This window comes from Streptomyces sp. NPDC037126 (assembly GCF_055605965.1).
In genome coordinates, this window is the sequence record NZ_JBVJTD010000021.1 from 82,906 (window position 1) to 100,189 (window position 17,284).

A 17,284-nucleotide genomic window follows, 5' to 3' on the forward strand; every position below is an offset into this window, starting at 1 on the left:
CGGTAACCCCTGGTGGGGTTCAGCAGGCCGCCTTCTCCGGCCAGTGGACGAGGGTGGGGCGGTCCGCCGTCAGGGCGGTGCCCAGCGCCTCGGCCAGTTGTCCGGGGTCGTGGGCGCGCACGCCGCGGCACCCCAGTGCGCGGGCGAGGGCGACGAAGTCGGTGCCGGGCAGGTCGACCGCGTGGACGGGGTCCCGCCGGTCGGCCATCTCGTTGCGGATCTCGCCGTAGCCGCCGTTGTCCGACACCACCACGGGCAGCGGCAGGCGCAGCTGGGCCGCGGCGGCGAGTTCCTGGATCGTGAACATGACGCCGCCGTCGCCGTGCAGGGCGATCACCGGTACCTCGGGGCGGGCCAGTTTGGCGCCGATGGCGGCCGGCAGCCCGTAGCCGAGCGTGCCGAGGCCGGTCGGGTACAGGAACGTCCGGGGGCGCTGGGCGGGCAGGTTGGACAGCGCGCCGTGGTACGCGGCCATGGCCGAGTCCGCCGCCAGGATGCCGGTGTCGCCGAGGGCCCGGGCGAGCGCGTCCGTCAGCTCCAGATGGCAGGCTCCCTCGGCACGGGCCTGCGCGGTGCGCTCCGCCCGCGCCGTGGCGGCGCGGTGCGCCCCGCCGGAGGAGGGCTGTCCCGTCGGCAGCGCCTCGCGGATCGCGCGCAGGGACGACCCGGAATCGGCGACCAGCGGCAGGTCCGGGCGTGCGTTGGTGACGACGGTCTGCGCGTCCACGTCGATGCGCAGCAGGGTTCCGGTGAACTCGAGCGGCCCGTTCCACAGGTCCGCCGGGGCGAGTTCGGTGCCGACCGCGAGCACGACGTCGCTGCCGGCCACCAGGTCGTGCACGGCGCGATGGTGCAGTCCGGCTCCGACGGCCAGCGGATGACGGTCCGGGACGGCTCCCTTGCCGTTCGCGGTGGTCACCACGGGGGCGCCCAACCGCTCGGCCAGCTCGCGCAGTTCGCGGTGGGCGACGGCGGCGCCGCCGCCCGCGATGATCAGGGGGCGTTCGGCCGCGGCGAGGTGCCGGGCCGCCTGCCCGGCCGCCTCGGCGGGCAGGGCGGCGGGTGTCACCGGCACCGGGTGCACGAGCGGGGCCGGCGCGCTCTCGTCCAGGAGGTCCAGGGGGATCTCCAGGTGGACGGGGCGCGGGCGTCCGGTCCGCATCGAGGCGTAGGCCTGGGCCACGGCGAGCGGGATCTCCGCGACGCTGGTGACGCGATGGCTGTAGGCGAGGACGGCGTCGAGCGCGGCCCGCTGGTCCTTCACCTCGTGCAGCAGGCCGTTCCCGCGGCCCGGATGGCGCAGGGGCATGCCCGGCGAGACGAGCAGGACGGGGACGGAGTCGGAGTAGGACTGCGCGGCGGCGGTGGCGGCGTTGAGCACGGCCGGCCCGGTCGTGGTGAGGCACACTCCGGGCTGCCCCGTGGCGCGGGCCCAGCCGTCGGCGGCGAACGCGGCGCCCTGTTCGTGCCGGGGCGAGACGTGCCGGATGCCGCTGCGGGCGAGGGCGGCGTAGACGGGCAGGTTGTGGGTGCCGGGGATCCCGAAGACGGTGTCCACGCCGTGCGCGTCCAACGCGGCGACCAAAGCCTCGCCACCGGTCATCACACCGGTCACCGCACTGGTCGTCGCGCCGGTCGCCGTACCCGTCGCCGCACCGGTCGTCGCGCCCGTCACGGTGCGTCCTGGGGGTTGGTGTAGACGGCCTTGCCGAGCCACTGGCCGCCGTCCACCACGAGCACCTCACCGGTGACGTACGCGGCCCGGTCGCTGATCAGGAAGGCGGCGGTCTCGGCCACTTCCTCGGGGGTGGTGAAGCGGCCGGCCGGAACGCTGCCGAGGACCCGGGCCCGTGCGGCGGCGTCCGGCCACAGCGCGGCGGCGGCGCCCTCGGTCTCGGTGGGGCCGGGCGCGATGCAGTTGAGCCGGACGCCGCGGTCCGCCCACTCCACGGCGAGGGTACGGGTCATCGCGAGGACGCCCCCCTTCGCGGCGGCGCTGTGGACCGTACCGGGGTGACCGTGCCAGGCGTATCCGGCGATGACGTTGAGGACGGCGCCGCCGCCCTGAGGCAGCATGTGGCGGGCCGCGGCCCTGGTGCAGTGGAACGTGCCGTTGAGGACGATGTCGACGACGGCCTTCCAGCCCCGCGGCGACAGTCGTTCCGCGGGCACCACGAAGTTCCCGGCGGCGTTGTTGACCAGGACGTCCAGCCGTCCGTGGCGCTCGGCGACCTGGTCGACCGCGGCGTCCACCGCGTCGGAGTCGCGGACGTCGCAGGCCACGGAGTCGGCGCTGCCGCCGGCGGCCTCGATCGACTCGACCGTGCCCCGCAGCGCCTCCGGGCGCCGTCCCAGCACGGTGACATGGCCGCCGCCGGCCGCCCAGCGCCGGGCGATGGCCTGGCCGATGCCCGAACCGCCGCCGGTGACCAGCGCGGTCCGTCCGCTGAACTCGTCGGGCTGTACTGGGTGGGTCATGCCCCGTCCCTTCCGTTGATCGTGCCGATGTCCCCACCGGTGGTCGTGCCGATGTCCCCGCCGGTGGTCGTACCGCCATCCCCACCGGTGGTCGTACCGGTGCCCCCGCCCACGGTCGTACCGATGTCCGCACCAGTGGTCGTGCCGATGTCCCCACCGGTCGTCATGCCGCTCACCGCATACGCGGTCGTACCGGTGCCCCCGCCCACGGTCGTACCGATGTCCGCATCGGACTCGCTCGTGAGCAGCAGGGCGTCGACGGCGATCGCGCCGTCGGCGGCGACGCGCACCGGGTTGATCTCGATCTCCGCTCCGTCCGCGGTGAGGCGGGCGACGAGGCGGGAGACCGCGACGACGGTCTCGGCGAGGGCCTCCACGTCGGCGGCGGGCCGTCCCCGCCAGCCGGCCAGCAGCGGCGCCGAGCGCAGACCGGCGATCATCGCCCGGGCCGTGGCGAGGTCGACCGGCGCGCACTCGGTGACCGAGTCGCGGTGCAGCTCGGCCTCGGTGCCGCCGGCCCCGACGGTGACCATGGGCCCGAGGAACCGGTCCCGCCGCCCACCGACGATCACCTCGACCACGCCCGGCCGTACGTCCTGTTCCTCGAGGACGTACGCCCCCTCGCCCAGCCGGCCGTACATCTCGGTGAAGGCCGCGAGCGCGTCCGCGCCGTCGCGCAGGCCGATCCGCACCCCGTCGGCCTCCGTCTTGTGGGCGAGCCACCCGGCCTTGAGCACATAGGGCGGCCGCAGTTCGGCCGCGGCCGCGGTGACCTCCGCGCCCTCGCGGACCCGGCGCGCCGCCGGGAAGGCGACGCCCGCCTCGGCCAGCAGCGCCCGGGCCGTCCAGTACCCCGGCGAGCCGGGGCCGTTGTCGCCGCCGGCCGGCACCGGCGCCGGCGGCCGGCCCGGGTGCGCGTGCAGCGCGACGGCCCCGGCGAGCGCGTCCACGGCGGCCTCGACGGTGGCGAAGACGGCGACCCCGGCCGCACGCAGCAGACGGGCGGTCTCCCCGTCCGCGCCCATCGTGTGCACGACGAGCGGTCGCCCGTGGTCGCGGGCTGCCTCGGCGAGCCCGGCCGCCACCTGCCGTTCCAGTCCGGCGAGCGCGGGACTGTCGAGTTCGTACCGGCCGAAGTAGCCGGTGAGCAGGACGCTGTCCACCTCGCCCGAGCGCAGCAGCGCGGTCACCGTGTCCCGGTAGCTGGCGAGGTCGCGCTCACCCGCGCCGGCCAGGTCCACGGGATTGCCGGTCGCCGCGGCCGGGGGCAGTGCGGCGGCGACGTCCGCGGAGGCCCGCTCGCTCAGTTCCGGGACGGTCAGACCGCGCCGGCTCGCGCAGTCGGCGGCGATCGCGCCCTGCCCACCGCTGTCGCTGACGATGCCGGTCCTGCGACCGGCCGGCAGGGAACCCGCCAGCAGACAGGTGACCACGTCGACCAGCGCGGCGGGCGTGGGCACCCGCACCGCGCCTGCTGCCCGGCAGGCGGCGTCCACGAGTTCGGTCGGCGAGGTCAGCGCACTGGTGTGGGACCGCGCGGCCCGGGCTCCGGCCTCGCTGCCGCCCGTGGTGAGCAGGACGACGTGCTTGCCCGCGGCGCGCAGCGCGCGAACGGCCGCGAAGACGCGGCGGCCGTCCTGGAAGCTTTCGAGGTACAGCCCCACGGCGCGGGTCAGCGGGTGGTCGACGAGGTCCTCGAGGAGTTCGGCCGCGCCGACGTCTGCCTGGGCGCCGACGGAGACGAACCGGGACAGACCCAGGCCGGCCCGCTGGGCGAGGAGGGCGATCTCGCTGCCGATCTGGCCGCTCTGGGAGATCACCGCCAGTTCGCCGGGCGGGAAGTCGCCCCAGGCGATCTGCAGTGAGGACGCGGCGTCGAACACGCCCAGGCTGCTGGGGCCGATCATCCGCGCGCCCGCGGCCCGGACCCTGGCGGCCAGCGCCCGCTCGTCGGGGACCCCGGCCGTGATGCCGATCAGTCCCCGCACACCGAGCCGGAGGGCCTCGTCGACCACGGAGGGCACCTCGGACGCCGGGACGCAGAAGGCGACCAGGTCGGGTACCTCGGGCAGTTCGCAGAGGCGGGTGTGGGAGGGGGTACCGAGGATCTCCCCGCCGTGCCGGGTGACCAGGTGGACCGTGCGCCGGGAACGTCCCGTCAGCGCGCCGCGGGCCAGCCAGTACCCCCACTTCGCCGTGTTGGCGGAGGCTCCGACGACCGCCACGGACGCGGGGGTCCTGAAGACCTCCAGTCCGCGGTCGTGCCTCGCGCCGGGGTTCGGGTTCGCGGACATCGTGGCGGCTCCTCTCGGGTCACACGGGGGCTGGGTCCGGGCGGATCACGCACGGGTGGGGCGAATCGGGTCGCGCGGGGTCGGACGTCCGGCTCCGGCCGCCGGCCGCGAGACGTCTCCAGGGCCGTCGTCCCCACCCGGAGAGCGGCGGGGGAAGCCGTCCCGAGCGAGGCCTTACTGACCGACGAGACAGTCAGTTAATCGCTAGCGTGTGGTCTGCGAGGAGCGTTTGTCAATCGTCGTCACCGGGTTTTCCTGACCGAGGAATCAGTTGCTGACGCGCTCATTGCGGTGGCGGCCGGGTACGGCGACCGTGCCCGCACCGGCGCCCCGATCACCCCGCAGAACACGCTCGTTGGCTGTTCAGTGCCGCTGCCGTCGGCGTGGTCCTGCTCCGTTCGACACGGCCCGGGGGCCCTTCGGCCGGTGCCGGACGGGCCCCCGCGCGGCGGCTGCGCCACCGGCCCGGGACGAAGGCCGAGGTGTTGACAGGCGGGAATCCCCTACTGCATGGTCGATCAGTATTCGCTCCTCGGCGGAGCGTCCCATCACGTCCGCCTCGTCGTCTGCCCGGCAGGCCGGGTCCAGCGCAGCGAGCGGCTCCCCCGCACCTTGTCCCCGTCAGCGTCCCCTGCCGCGCGTGCGCCCCAGATGCCATGACGCGGCGAACCGCTTCGAGAGGCCACGCCATGACTGTGCACACCGGGACGGACACCTTCGACGTGATCGTCGTCGGCCTGGGAGGACTCGGTTCCGCGGCCGCCTGGCATCTCGCGGAGTCCGGCCACCGGGTGCTCGGACTGGACCAGTTCCCACTGGGCCACGACCGCGGGGCCTCGCACGACACCTCGCGCATCCTGCGCCACAGCTACCACCGTCCCGACTACGTCCGTCTGACGCGTGAGGCCTACGACGACTGGGCCCACGCCGAGAAGGCCGCCGGGGAGCGGTTCGTGACCCGGACCGGCGGGCTCGACCTGTGCCCCGCCGGTTCCTCGCTGCCGCTGTCGGACTACTGGCAGAGCCTGGACGCCGAGGGCATCGGCTACGAACTGCTGGACACGGACCAGGTGCGCGAGCGCTGGCCGCAGATCTCGGTGCCCGACGGCACCACGGCGATGTTCCAGGACCGCACCTCCATCGTCCCCGCCGCGCGCTCCACCGCCGCCTTCCAGCGCCTCGCGGTGGCGGCCGGGGCCCGGCTCGGCGGGGACGAGCCGGTGACCGCCGTCCGGCAGGACGCGAACGGCGTACAGGTCACCACGCCACGCGGCCGCTACAGCGCCGGGCACGTGGTGCTGTGCACGGACTCCTGGGCCAACGTCCTGCTGCGGCCGCTGGGCTGGGAGATCCCGCTGACGGTGCTGGAGGAGCAGGTCACCTACTTCGAACCGGACGATCCCTCGCGGTTCGCGCCCGAGGCCTTCCCCGTGTGGATCTGGCTGGACGACCCCAGCTTCTACGGCTTCCCCACCTACGGGGAGCCCACGGTGAAGGCCGGCCAGGACTGCGGCGGTCCGCAGGTCACCCCCGACACGCGGTCCGGACGTACGGACCCGGGGATGCTCGACGTGCTCTCCCGTTTCATGCGCGAGAGGTTCCCGGCCAGCGGCAGGCCCGTGCGCTCCAGACGATGCCTCTACACCCTCACCCCCGACCGGGACTTCGTCCTCGGTCCCGTACCCGGATCGGAGCGGGTGCTGGTCGGCCTAGGAGCCGCGCACGCCTTCAAGTTCGCGCCGACCTTCGGACGGCTGCTCAGCGACCTCGTACAGGATCCCGCCCTGGCGGCCGGGGAACCGTACGCCGGGTTCCGGCTGGACCGGCCCGCACTCACCGACCCGTCGCACCCCGTCAACTGGATGACCTGAGCGGAACGCCCCGCCGCCGTTCCCCCGTCAGTTCCCTTCCGCCACACCGTCAGTGACGTGTGCCCGACCATTCGCAGGGAAGCCATGCCAGCCACCGCCCCGAGCACCATCCGCACCCATGGCGCCACGGCGCCGCACCTCCAGGTGATCTGGACCGACCCCGTCACCGGACGCCAGGGTTTCGTAGTCGTCGACCGGCTGGTCCGCGGGGTCGCCAGCGGCGGCCTGCGGATGCGCGAGGGATGCACCCTGGAGGAGGTCGGCGGCCTGGCCGCGGGCATGACCCGCAAGGAGGCACTGCACTACTCCCGCGGCAACCGGTACGTCCCGCTCGGCGGCGCGAAGGGCGGCATCGACATCAGCCCCACCGACCCCCGGGCGCGTGAGGTGCTGGTGCGCTTCCTGGCGGCCGTCCAGCCGCTGCTGCGGCACCAGTGGACCACGGGTGAGGACCTCGGGCTCCGCCAGGACACACTGGACGAGGCCGTCGCCGAGCTGGGGATGGACAGTTCGGTCGAGGCCATCTATCCGCTGCTGGACGATGCCGTCGAGGCCCGCGCACGGCTGGCCGACGCCTTCGCCGTACAGGTGGACGGCGTCGCCCTGCCCGAACTCGTCGGGGGTCTCGGTGTCGCCGAATCGGCGCTGACCGCGCTGGAGCGCACCGGCGTGGCACCGGGGTCCGCGCGCGCCGTCGTCCAGGGATTCGGTTCCATGGGCGGGGCCACCGCCCGGTACCTGGCCCGGGCGGGGGTGAGCGTGGTGGGCCTGGCCGACGCGCGGGGCACCGTGGTCAACCCCGACGGCCTGGACGTCGAGCGCCTGCTGCTGACCCGGGACCCGCTCGGCGGCATCGACCGCACGCAGCTCGGCCCCGGCGACACGGAGGCCGACGGCGATGCCTGGCTCGGCCTCGACTGCGAGATCCTGGTGCCCGCGGCGGTGTCCTACTGCATCGACACCGGCAACCAGGCCCGGATCAGGGCCCGTGTCGTCGCCGAGGCCGCCAACATGCCCACGCTTCCCGACGCCGAGGCCGCCCTGCACGCGCGCGGCGTCGTGGTGCTGCCGGACTTCGTGGCCAACTCGGCCACCAACGCCTGGTGGTGGTGGACCCTGTTCGGCGACATCGGAGCGGATGCGGCAGAGGCTCACGGCAAGGTCCGGGCGTCCATGCGCCGGCTCACCGAGGAGATGCTCGACGAGGCGGCCTCCCTCGGCGTCACCCCGAGGGAGGCGGCGCAACGGGCGGTGGATGTGAGACTCGGAGAGATCGAGGCGCGTTTCGGGCGCGACGGCGGCACGCTTGCGGCAAGCGCGTTCCCGGCGGCGGACGGAGGCGGACATGACGCGGCGCACTGATCTCGTGGTCGTCGGGGGAGGCCTGATGGGCGCCGCCACGGCGTGGTCGGCCGCCCGCCGCGGTCTGTCGGTGCTCCTGCTGGAGCAGTGCGAGGCCGGTCACCACCACGGCAGCTCCCACGGCAGCGCGCGCATCGTGCGCCGCGGCTACGAGGACGCCCTGTACACCCGGCTGACCGGGCGGGCCTTCGAGCTGTGGCGGGAGCTGGAGCTCCAGGCCGGCGTGCCGTTGCTGCGCATGCTCGGCAGCGTCGACTTCGGCACCCCGCAGTACGCCGCGTCGGTGGCCGCCCAGCTCGCGGCCGCGGGCGTGCGGCACGAAGTGCTCAGCGCCGGCGACGCCGAGTCGCGCTGGCCGGGCATGCGCTTTTCGGGACCGGTCGTCCACCACGCCCAGGGCGGCACGGTGGACGCGGCGGCGGCGGTGACGGCGTTCCTCGACGTAGCCCGGCGGGAGGGAGCGGCCGTCCGGCACGGCGTCGGGGTCCGCTCGCTGTCCGTGGCGGACGACGGCGCGCGCGTGGAACTCACCGACGGTGCAAGCGTCCTGGCGCGCCACGTGGTGGTCGCCGCGGGCGCGTGGGCCGCCGGACTGCTCGACGGGCTCGTGGCGATGCCGCCGCTGAACGTGACCCAGCAGGACACCTTCCACTTCCCCCGGCTGGACACCGGCGCACCCGCCTGGCCCAGCGTCCTGCACGAGCACGGCCCGGGCATCTACCACCTGGCGGGCGGGCGCGACGGCGGCCCCGGCGACGACCGCAAGATCGGCGAGCACTACGGCGGTGCCCGCACCACCGCCGCCGCACGGGACCACGTGATCACCGACGAGTCCCGCGCCCGCGTGGTCGAGTACGTCAAGGAGTGGCTGCCGGGCCTGGACCCCGAGCCCCGCTCGGAGACGACCTGCCTGTTCACCTTCACGCCGAGCGAGGACTTCCTGCTCGACCGCGTCGGTCCGCTCGTGGTGTGCTCGCCCTGCTCGGGACACGGGGCCAAGTTCGCGCCGCTGATCGGTGAACTCACGGCGGACCTCGTGACCGGCGGCCACGACGTGCCCGAGCAGTTCCGGCTGGCCGCCCACCGCTAGGTCGGCGACCCGGCCGTGGCACTCGCGCCGAGAGCCGGCCGGTGCAGTTTGCTGACAGGCGAGTCAGGAAGGGAGGTACAGTATGGCCGTGGCACGCAAACAGGTCGTTCTCAGGCGCGAGGAGATCCTCGACGCGACGGTGGAGCAGATAAAGCAGCGCGGCATCGCGACGACACGGGTCGCCGACGTGGCGGCGGCGCTCCAGGTGAGCAGCGGGCTGGTGCACTACCACTTCGCCACCAAGGAGCAGCTCGTCGAGGAGGCCTTCGCGCACGCGGCCCGGCGCGAGATGGAGGCCCTGCGCGCCACGGTCGGCCGGCCGACGTCCGCGATCACCCGGATGAAGGCCGTGCTGAGGCTGTACTCCCCGACCGGGCAGGCCCCCTCCTGGCGACTGTGGATCGACGGCTGGTCCGCGGGCATGCGGGACAGGGGGCTTCAGGATGTGATGATGCGGATGGACAACGAGTGGAAGTCCGGCATCACCACACTGGTCGAAGAGGGAGTACGGCGCGGCGAGTTCACGTGCGCCGACCCGCGGTCGGCCGCCTGGCACATCACCCTCTTCCTGGACGGCCTCGCGGTGCAGCTGGCCGCCCGGCGCGGCGCCCTGGACAAGGCGGAGGCGCTGCGCTGGGTGCGTGAACACGTGGCCGCCCAGCTCGGTGTGGATCCGCAGGCCCTGGCCTCGCGCCGGACCCGGCAGGACGACCCGGCCGAGACCGCCTGACCGCCCGGGCGCGCGCCTCCGGCTCCACCTCCATGTATTCCATTGACTGACGAGACAGTCAGTAAATAGGCTGCGGGCCCGCATTCCGGAGCCTTCCGGATCCGGCGTCGATCATGGTTGAAAGGGGGCCGCCGTGACCGCCATCGCCTCCGCTGCCGAGACCCGCGCCCGCCGGTCCGGGACACGGCGTCTGGCCGTCGTCGCGCTGGTCTGCGCGACGGCCGTCTGGGGCTGGAGCTATCTCGCGACGGTCTGGCTGCTGCCGGAGATGGACACGGCCAGCCTGGTCGCCGTCCGCTTCGTCCTCGCCGGCCTCCTCATGGTGGCGATCCGGCCGCGGGCGCTACTGGGACTCGGACGTCGGCACGTGGGCGCCGGGCTCGGCCTGGCCTGCTTCCTGGGCTCGGGAACCCTGCTGCAGGTGCAGGGGCAGCACCACCTCCCGGCCTCCCAGTCCGGCTTCCTGACCTCGCTGTTCGTCGTGCTGACGCCCCTGGTGGCGCGGGTGCTGTTCAAGGCCCGGGTGAGCCGGGGCGTGTGGGCCGCCGTGCTCGCGGCGACGGCGGGACTGGCCGTGATCTCCTTCAACGGCGTCTCGTTCGGCATCGGCGCCTGGCTGACACTGACCGCGGCAGTGTGCTACTCGGTCCAACTGGCCCTGCTGAGCGAGTTCGCGTCGGCCGACAAGGTCTACGGGCTGGCCACGCTCCAGATCCTCGGTTCGGGCGTCATCGCCGCCGCCTGGGCGCTGCCCGGCGGCATCGACCTGCCCGACACCGGGCCGGGCTGGGGCTGGCTCGCCTACTCGACCCTCCTGGCCACGCTGGGGATGTACATGGTGCAGACCTGGGCGCAGTCCCGGGTGCCGGCCGCCACCGCCGCCGTGGTCATGGCGTGCGAACCGCTCTTCGTGTCGCTCTTCAGCCTGCTGGTGGGCGTCCCGCCGACGGCCCGTACCGTCGTCGGCGGACTGCTGATCGTGCTGGCCATGTACCTCGTCATCGCGTCCGAGCGCCGCGGCGACCCGCCCCTCGCGGACCCCCTGGCGGTGCCCGAGCCGCACCCGGACCTCCGGGAGACGCCCGGCACCCGGGTCGCACCCGGCGCCGAGGAGGGGGCGGGGACCTGAAGGTTGTCCCGCAGCCGTCGACGTCTCCGACGCCCATGAACTGCTCCTTGGCTACCTGGAGTGGTACCGCAAGGCTCTGATACGAAAGCTTGCCGGGCCGTCTGACGACCAGCTGCGCACGCCTGTCGAGCCGCTGGGCTGGTCGCCGCTCGGCCTGGTCCAACATCTCGGCTGGGTCGAGCGCCGATGGCTGCGATGGGGGTTTGCCGCCGAGGACGTCGTCCCGTATCCGCCCGGCGGAGATGCCGAGGAGTGGACGGTTGCCGACGACACCTCCGCCGCGGAGGTCATAGCCACCTACCAAGCGGAGGCGGCAGCCGCGAAGCCCCTTGTTGCGAGCCCTGAGCGACACAGCACGCCTCGGAGGCCGCTTCAGGACGCTCGACCAAGCGCCCTCACTCGGGCGAATCCTCTTCCATCTGTTGCAGGAACACGCGCGCCACTCGGGCACCTCGACGTCGCGCGCGAGCTCATTGACGGCAAGACCGGCGAGTGAGACGCCAGGAACCACCGATGCGCTGCGGGACACCCTTGAGAGCTCGTCGCGCGATCATGATCTGGTCTTCTTGAAGCGTTCCGCGACGAGGCTCCGGCCATCAGACCTGTCGACGCCGATGATTCCCGGCCACGCTCGACCTCGTCGACGGCATCCCGCCCGGCGCCGGACGACCCGGCCGGCCCCGAAGGCGGCCTGAGTTCCGCTACCTCGTCGAGCAGACCTTCGCCCTGCTCCACCAGTCCAAACGCCTCGCGGTCCGCTGGGAACGACGTCTCGAACTCCATGTCGCCTTCATCTCATTGGCTTGCAGTCTCATTTGCTGAAGACGCCTTAGGAAGGCCGGATCATGATCGCGTTACGAGCTCATCACCGACGGACACGGCACCCCGCTCGCCGTCCTGTCGACCGGCGGCTACCGCAACGACGTCGCCCAGCTCCTGCCTTGCTCGATGCGATCCCGCCGGTCCGCGGCCGGGTCGGACGACCGCGGCGCAAACCCGACTCGCTCTTCGACGACCGTGGCTATGACCACGACATCTACCGAGACCAGGTCCGCGCTCGCGGCATCGTGCCGGCCATTGCCCGCCGCGGAACACGGCACGGCACCGGACTAGTACTCCAGCTGTAGATCGGGATCTTGCTTGTTGCGCTGGTCGCTTCGGCTGACCTGTGCGCAAGGGTTCCTGGCAGAGTGGCCACCGGGATGCATCCGCACGGCATCGCCGCGGTTTCAGCAATCTGAGCAGTACGGACCAGCGGGCGCCTTCGGAAAGTCGTCGCGTCCGTCCAGCCAGCCGCAGAGCCGTTCGGCCAGAGTGAGGTCCTCGGGGAACAGAGCGTATCCGTGTTCAGGGCATCGGGTGTTGGGATCCCAACCCCACATGCGGCCTTCGGGGATGCTGTAATCGACGAGGGACCAGATCGCACAACCCCATGTCAGGAGAGGAACAACAGACGGTGGGTAGTTGGGGCGTCCGCGCCAACCCAAGTACTCCTCCAGCAGCCGACCACTGTCGCTGAAGCTGTAGTAAGTATCGAGGGACAAAGCCTCACCCCGGCGGCCGAACCCACCGTCGGCGACTTCGAGATAGATCCGCTTGAGGAGCGGCGGCATCGAATGCCCCACCGCGGCCTCAAGCTCGGCCACAGCCTCGGGCGGCGCAGGCGCCGGCAGCTCGCCGGCCACATCCTGCTCTCGGATCCTGCGGATGATCTCGTCGTCGGTCATGCCGACATTCGTAGCAGCTGCCACCGACAGCCTGCCCGGGCTATCCGGGGCAACTGACTGCGGCTACCGTTGATCATCGAAGGTTGTGTGCACTGACGATGAGACGGTGGCCGCAGGCCACAGCATAGATCCCACCCGTTGGAAGGAAGCCTTCGACGGTCTAATGGGGCGCTTGGCGGGCCGGTTCGCGCGGGTCGAACCACGCCGACGGGCGGCACGGCTGGTACTCGGGCTCCTGTCAGACCTGCCGCGCAAGAACTGCTGGACGATCGCGGAGTGGGCCGGAGAGGCCAACCCCAATGGCATGCAGCACATGCTGTGCCGTGCCTCCTGGGACGCGGACGCCGTCCGGGACGACATTCGCGACTACGTCGTGGAAAACCTCCACGACGACGAGGCGGTCCTGGTGGTCGACGAGACCGGCGACCTGAAGAAAGGGACCTCTACGGTCGGGGTCCAGCGTCAGTACACCGGCACCGCGGGGCGGATCGAAAACGCGCAGGTCGCTGTCTACCTCGTGTACGCGGGCCGCCGCGGGCACGCGGCAGTGGACCGAGAGTTGTACGTCCCGCGTTCGTGGACGTGCGACCCGGGCCGCTGCCGGGTCGCGGGCCTGGGCGAGGACACCGTTTTCGCGACCAAGCCGGAACTGGCAGCCCGCATGATCGGCCGGTTTCTCGACACCGAGCACCGCGTGAGCTGGGTCGCGGGTGACGAGGTCTACGGCGGCAACCCGAAGCTGCGGTCCGCATTGCAAGAGCGCGGGGTCGGGTACGTGCTTGCCGTCGCTTGCTCGGCTGCCGTCACCACCGCTGCAGGAAATTTCCGCGCGGACGCCCTGGCCGCGAAGGTGCCGAAGCGGGCATGGCAGAAGCTATCGGCAGGGGCCGGCGCCAAAGGCCACCGCTTCTACGACTGGGCCATCTTCGGCCTCGCCGAACCCCAGCCTGGCAGCCACCAGCTGCTTATCCGCCGTAATCGCACCACCGGCGAACTCGCCTACTACCGCTGCTGGTCGCCCGCCCCGGTGCCCCTGGCCACGCTGGTCCGTGTCGCCGGGTCCAGATGGCGGGTGGAGGAGACCTTTCAAACCGGAAAGGGCCTGGCCGGACTGGACGAACACCAGGTCCGCCGCTTCACCTCCTGGGTCCGCTGGGTCACCCTGGCCATGCTCGCCCACGCCTTCCTCGCCGTCGTCCGCGCCGACGAACACGCCCGCCATACCGCCCCGGACGGGCTGATCCCGCTCACCTGCAACGAGATCCAGCGACTGTTCACGACGCTGGTCGTCCCGCCCGTGCATGATGCGACGCACCGGCTTCGCTGGTCCGACTGGCGACGCCGCCACCAGGCCCGAGCCCAAGCCAGCCACTACCGCAGACAAGCCGCGAATCAGACATGAAGATCACGTTCTACAGCTGGAGTACTAGGCACCTATCGCTGGGTGATCGAGAGAAGCTTCGCGTGGCTGCACGGCTTCCGACGTCTGCGGATCCGCTGGGAACGCAGAGCCGACATCCACGAAGCGTTCCTCCAACTTGCCTACTGCCTGAACGCACACCGACAACTCAGCTCATTGTGTTAGCCGTTGTTAGGCGGTGACAGGCGTTGCTCGCGTCCAGAGTTCCTCTGCGTGTTCGGTGAAGCGGTCGAACATCCCCGCCTCGTCGCGTCGACGCAGATGGAGAAGCGGCGAATCGTGGCCCACGAGTCGTGCTAGGTGAGGTGTTACAAGAGCCTGAGTGTCGAACCGAAAGACTGAAAGGCTTACGTGATTCGCTGCGTCTTCCGGAGCGCTGAACCTCACTTCCATGCCTTCGGCACCGTCCAGTTTTCGCAGATTCTCTAGTGTGATGCTAATACGGGTGGAGACGGACAGGGCGACGTCCTCGATGACCTCACGCTGGCGTGTGATGTCGCTTTCAGGGTCGCCTACAAGGAAGCGAACCCGACAGCCGCTTTCCAGCTTGTTGCGGAGTGTGGCAACAAAGTTCGGCTGCTCGATGAATACGAAGTAGTTCGTGTATCCAGCGAAGAACAAGTCTTCTTTCGTGCTGGCCACCAGGTCACCCCACACCGTGGACGGACAGGCTGATCGGTAGGGATAAGTCCGCACGATTTCCAGGTCTCCACCGGTTTTTACGCGGTCCTTTACTACCTGCGGCCAGAGCATTTCCTCATCTACTTTCAGCGCTTCGGCGGCGTCTGCCCTGTTTCTGGCATGCGGGATCAAGCTCTCGTCTGCGACCCAACGTTCAATCGTCTTGCTCGCCACTCCGACGCGGACTGCGAGCTGTCGCGGGGACATGCCGACGTCGTCCATAGCTGATCTTAAGGCGCGATTCAAGTCCCCTCCTACGGACGTTTGGGCGTTTTCAACGCTACCGCCCAACCGACCCAACTGTCCCTCGGTGTCCGGCGATACGGCCGTCACGGGACAGGACGATGGTCGGCACGACAGACCCCCGCGACCGCGGGAACGGCCCGGGGGCGTGGACGACGCTTCAGAGGAGCGACGACATGACAGACCTTATCCGCCTCGTACTCGAATGGGTGAGGACGGTCCTGCTCGGACCGCCTGCCGCAGGCAGGCTCAGCCGACTCGTCACACCGGCGCTGTCGCAGGTGGTGCACCCGCAGTCGCCGACCCCGTACGCGTGTGGGGGGAGGCTGGTCGATGCGCCCAGGCTGCGCGCCCAGGGTGTCACGGGGCCTCGTCCGGCACGTGTCCTGCCCGGCCCTCACTGGGCGCTGCCGCCCGCCGACTGGGCGAGCCTGCGCGGGGGCGTGAGCCTCTACGGGAACCGTCAGGAGACGCCGCCTGGACGTGCCTGCACGTGTCCCCGGTACGGCCTCAACAGGGGCGCCCAGCAACGCGGGCAGGGGCGCGAGCGGTGACCGAGGCAGACGCCGTGGAGCGGACCTTCCGCGAGTGGTGTGAGCACGCCCGCGACTGCGAGGAATGCAAGAGACTCAGCGAGGCTACCGGCGGCTGCGAGAAAGGCCACGAGTTGTGGGGCGCCTATCGCCTCACACGCATCGGAGCGGACTCGGGCGGGGGTGCCTGATCCCATGGCAATGACCATTGCGGTCTACCGGATCAATCCGGGCACCGGCGCCCGTACCTGCGTCCGGGCAAAGAGTGCGGTGAAACCCGTCAAGGTCCCGACGCTGGGCCAGGCTTACCCGCCGTGTGTCTGCCCCTGTTGCTCCGGCAGGACAGCCGACGATTCACACCAGGAGGCGCAGTGACCCGTTCAATCATCCGGGCCGCGGAATGGACCCTGGGTGCGGAAATCGCCGAGGGTGCCCCGGCGGGCATCTACTCCGCCGAGTGCATCGCCTGCGGCGCGCAAGCGCAGCCAACAGACAACGAGCGCGGGCCTGTTGAGGTCTGGACGCTGAAACACACGGGCCTCAACCCGACCCATCGGCAGTACAAAGCGACCGTAGAGAGCTTCTGGAGGGTGAGCCCGGCACAGGGCAACCCGTACCGGAACCTCGACGCCCAGGGCGCCCCACAACACGCATAGCGCCCCCTCACAGGACCGCACCCGTAGGTGGCGACACCCTCTGGGGCGTGGTGCGGAGTCGCAAGGGCATCCGGCCCACCTGGGTCGCCCCGAAGCCGATTCGCGCGGCCCGGCCGGACGGCGCGCCGCCACTCCGGCCTGATTCCTTCCGGAGTGTGTCCGGCTACGGCACGAGGTCGGCGCGGATGCGGCGAAATGCCGACGCCGGGTCCGCGGCGCGTGTGACCGACCGGCCGACGACGACGTGTGAGGCCCCGGCCGTGATGGCGGCACGTGGTGTGTCGGGCCGGACGTGCTCGGCCGGGGACTCGCCGGGCAAGGTGACGCCCGGAGTGACGATCAGGGCATCGGGACCAAGGGCGTTTCGCAATGTGGTGACGTCCTGCGGCGAGGCGATCACCCCGTGACAACCGGCCTGCTGCGCCAGACCGGCCAGCCGCAGCACCTGCCCGTCCATCGCATCGTCGATGCCGATGTCGGCAAGATCCGCGTCGGTCATGCTGGTGACCACGGTCAAGGCGAGAATGCGCAGTCCGGGGAAGTCTCGGGCGGCCTCGACCGCGGCGGACAGGATGCCCCTGCCGCCCATGGCATGCACGGTCACCATGGACACGCCCCGTGCTCCCGCGGCGCGCACCGCACCGGCGACAGAGTTCGGGATCTCGAAGAGTTTCAGGTCCAGGAAGACCTCCTTGCCCTGCACCACGAGGTGCTCGACGATGCCCGGGCCGACAGCCGTCAGCAGCTCCAGGCCGACCTTGTAGAAACGGCACTCGTCGCCCAGCCGCTCGACGACGGTTTCGGCGGCTGCGCGGTTGTCGCAATCCAGGGCGACGATGATCTGGCTGGTCGGATCCACCGCGTCATTGTCACGTCGCCCCGCCGCGGGCTGTCACCGGGGGCACCGTCCTGAGCCGGTGATCCTTTTCCAACGTGGGCCCGCGCGACAGCCAACAGGGCACCGTCACCCAGACCATCGGCCTCCGTCGGAAGACCTTCACGCGAGGGCGACCGCGGCGGCTGCAACGACCCGTACGCGCCGTACCGGGACGGAACCCAGCCGTGATCCG

General features: G+C 71.5%; 14 protein-coding genes and 2 pseudogenes. 10 read left to right on the plus strand and 6 right to left on the minus strand.

Annotated elements, in window-relative coordinates:
• Positions 1 to 19: 19 nt before the first annotated feature.
• From ACZ7FF_RS34780 to ACZ7FF_RS34790, 3 genes are read right to left on the minus strand one after another with little or no spacing between them, the layout of a single operon-like run.
• Positions 20 to 1,675: a thiamine pyrophosphate-binding protein gene (locus ACZ7FF_RS34780; protein WP_470817451.1), complete on the minus strand. Its 1,656-nt coding sequence runs from the start codon at positions 1,673 to 1,675 to the stop codon at positions 20 to 22.
• A complete protein-coding gene (locus ACZ7FF_RS34785; RefSeq protein ID WP_470817452.1) occupies positions 1,672 to 2,478 on the minus strand; it encodes an SDR family oxidoreductase in 807 nt (268 codons plus the stop codon). Before ACZ7FF_RS34785 ends, ACZ7FF_RS34780 begins: the two co-directional genes overlap by 4 nt.
• Positions 2,475 to 4,772: an acetate--CoA ligase family protein gene (locus ACZ7FF_RS34790; RefSeq protein ID WP_470817454.1), complete on the minus strand. Its 2,298-nt coding sequence runs from the start codon at positions 4,770 to 4,772 to the stop codon at positions 2,475 to 2,477. The genes ACZ7FF_RS34785 and ACZ7FF_RS34790 overlap by 4 nt, the downstream gene beginning before the upstream one ends.
• A 689-nt stretch (positions 4,773 to 5,461) precedes the next feature.
• Between ACZ7FF_RS34790 and solA the strand changes: the two genes are divergently transcribed.
• The 7 genes and pseudogenes from solA to ACZ7FF_RS34825 all read left to right on the plus strand — a co-directional run.
• Positions 5,462 to 6,643 carry an N-methyl-L-tryptophan oxidase gene (solA, locus tag ACZ7FF_RS34795; protein ID WP_470817456.1) on the plus strand — a complete coding sequence of 394 codons (1,182 nt, stop codon included), beginning with the start codon at positions 5,462 to 5,464 and terminating at the stop codon, positions 6,641 to 6,643.
• A gap of 84 nt (positions 6,644 to 6,727) precedes the next feature.
• The gene (locus ACZ7FF_RS34800; RefSeq protein ID WP_470817458.1) at positions 6,728 to 8,005 is read left to right on the plus strand and encodes a Glu/Leu/Phe/Val dehydrogenase dimerization domain-containing protein; all 1,278 of its coding nucleotides are present in this window, start codon (positions 6,728 to 6,730) and stop codon (positions 8,003 to 8,005) included.
• A complete protein-coding gene (locus ACZ7FF_RS34805) occupies positions 7,989 to 9,095 on the plus strand; it encodes an FAD-dependent oxidoreductase (protein WP_470817460.1) in 1,107 nt (368 codons plus the stop codon). The genes ACZ7FF_RS34800 and ACZ7FF_RS34805 overlap by 17 nt, the downstream gene beginning before the upstream one ends.
• Positions 9,096 to 9,177: 82 nt before the next feature.
• Positions 9,178 to 9,825 carry a TetR/AcrR family transcriptional regulator gene (locus ACZ7FF_RS34810; protein ID WP_470817461.1) on the plus strand — a complete coding sequence of 216 codons (648 nt, stop codon included), beginning with the start codon at positions 9,178 to 9,180 and terminating at the stop codon, positions 9,823 to 9,825.
• A gap of 133 nt (positions 9,826 to 9,958) precedes the next feature.
• A complete protein-coding gene (locus ACZ7FF_RS34815; protein WP_470817463.1) occupies positions 9,959 to 10,954 on the plus strand; it encodes a DMT family transporter in 996 nt (331 codons plus the stop codon).
• A 55-nt stretch (positions 10,955 to 11,009) separates the two neighbouring features.
• Positions 11,010 to 11,450 carry a mycothiol transferase gene (locus ACZ7FF_RS34820; protein ID WP_470817552.1) on the plus strand — a complete coding sequence of 147 codons (441 nt, stop codon included), beginning with the start codon at positions 11,010 to 11,012 and terminating at the stop codon, positions 11,448 to 11,450.
• Between the two features lie 353 nt (positions 11,451 to 11,803).
• Positions 11,804 to 12,066 (plus strand): annotated as a pseudogene (locus tag ACZ7FF_RS34825) (transposase); the annotation flags it as partial.
• Between the two features lie 117 nt (positions 12,067 to 12,183).
• On the opposite strand, the gene ACZ7FF_RS34830 reads toward ACZ7FF_RS34825, so the two are convergent.
• On the minus strand, positions 12,184 to 12,681 hold the full coding sequence (locus ACZ7FF_RS34830) for an SMI1/KNR4 family protein (protein WP_470817465.1): 498 nt from the start codon (positions 12,679 to 12,681) through the stop codon (positions 12,184 to 12,186).
• A 163-nt stretch (positions 12,682 to 12,844) separates the two neighbouring features.
• Between ACZ7FF_RS34830 and ACZ7FF_RS34835 the strand changes: the two genes are divergently transcribed.
• Together ACZ7FF_RS34835 and ACZ7FF_RS34840 are read left to right on the plus strand one after the other, a co-directional pair.
• Positions 12,845 to 14,083 carry an IS701 family transposase gene (locus ACZ7FF_RS34835; RefSeq protein WP_470817554.1) on the plus strand — a complete coding sequence of 413 codons (1,239 nt, stop codon included), beginning with the start codon at positions 12,845 to 12,847 and terminating at the stop codon, positions 14,081 to 14,083.
• Between the two features lie 24 nt (positions 14,084 to 14,107).
• Positions 14,108 to 14,266: pseudogene (locus ACZ7FF_RS34840) on the plus strand (transposase); the annotation flags it as partial.
• Between the two features lie 6 nt (positions 14,267 to 14,272).
• Here the strand turns inward: ACZ7FF_RS34840 and ACZ7FF_RS34845 are convergent.
• Complete coding sequence (locus ACZ7FF_RS34845; RefSeq protein WP_470817467.1) at positions 14,273 to 15,004, minus strand: XRE family transcriptional regulator; 732 nt, start codon at positions 15,002 to 15,004, stop codon at positions 14,273 to 14,275.
• Between the two features lie 925 nt (positions 15,005 to 15,929).
• Here ACZ7FF_RS34845 and ACZ7FF_RS34850 point away from each other — a divergent pair.
• Entirely contained in the window at positions 15,930 to 16,214 is a 285-nt protein-coding gene (locus tag ACZ7FF_RS34850) for a DUF7848 domain-containing protein (RefSeq protein ID WP_470817468.1), read from the plus strand.
• 163 nt (positions 16,215 to 16,377) lie between these two features.
• Here the strand turns inward: ACZ7FF_RS34850 and pyrF are convergent, their stop codons facing one another.
• Positions 16,378 to 17,073 (minus strand): orotidine-5'-phosphate decarboxylase, encoded by a 696-nt coding sequence (gene pyrF, locus ACZ7FF_RS34855; RefSeq protein ID WP_470817470.1) that lies wholly within the window; start codon positions 17,071 to 17,073, stop codon positions 16,378 to 16,380.
• Positions 17,074 to 17,284 lie beyond the last annotated feature (211 nt).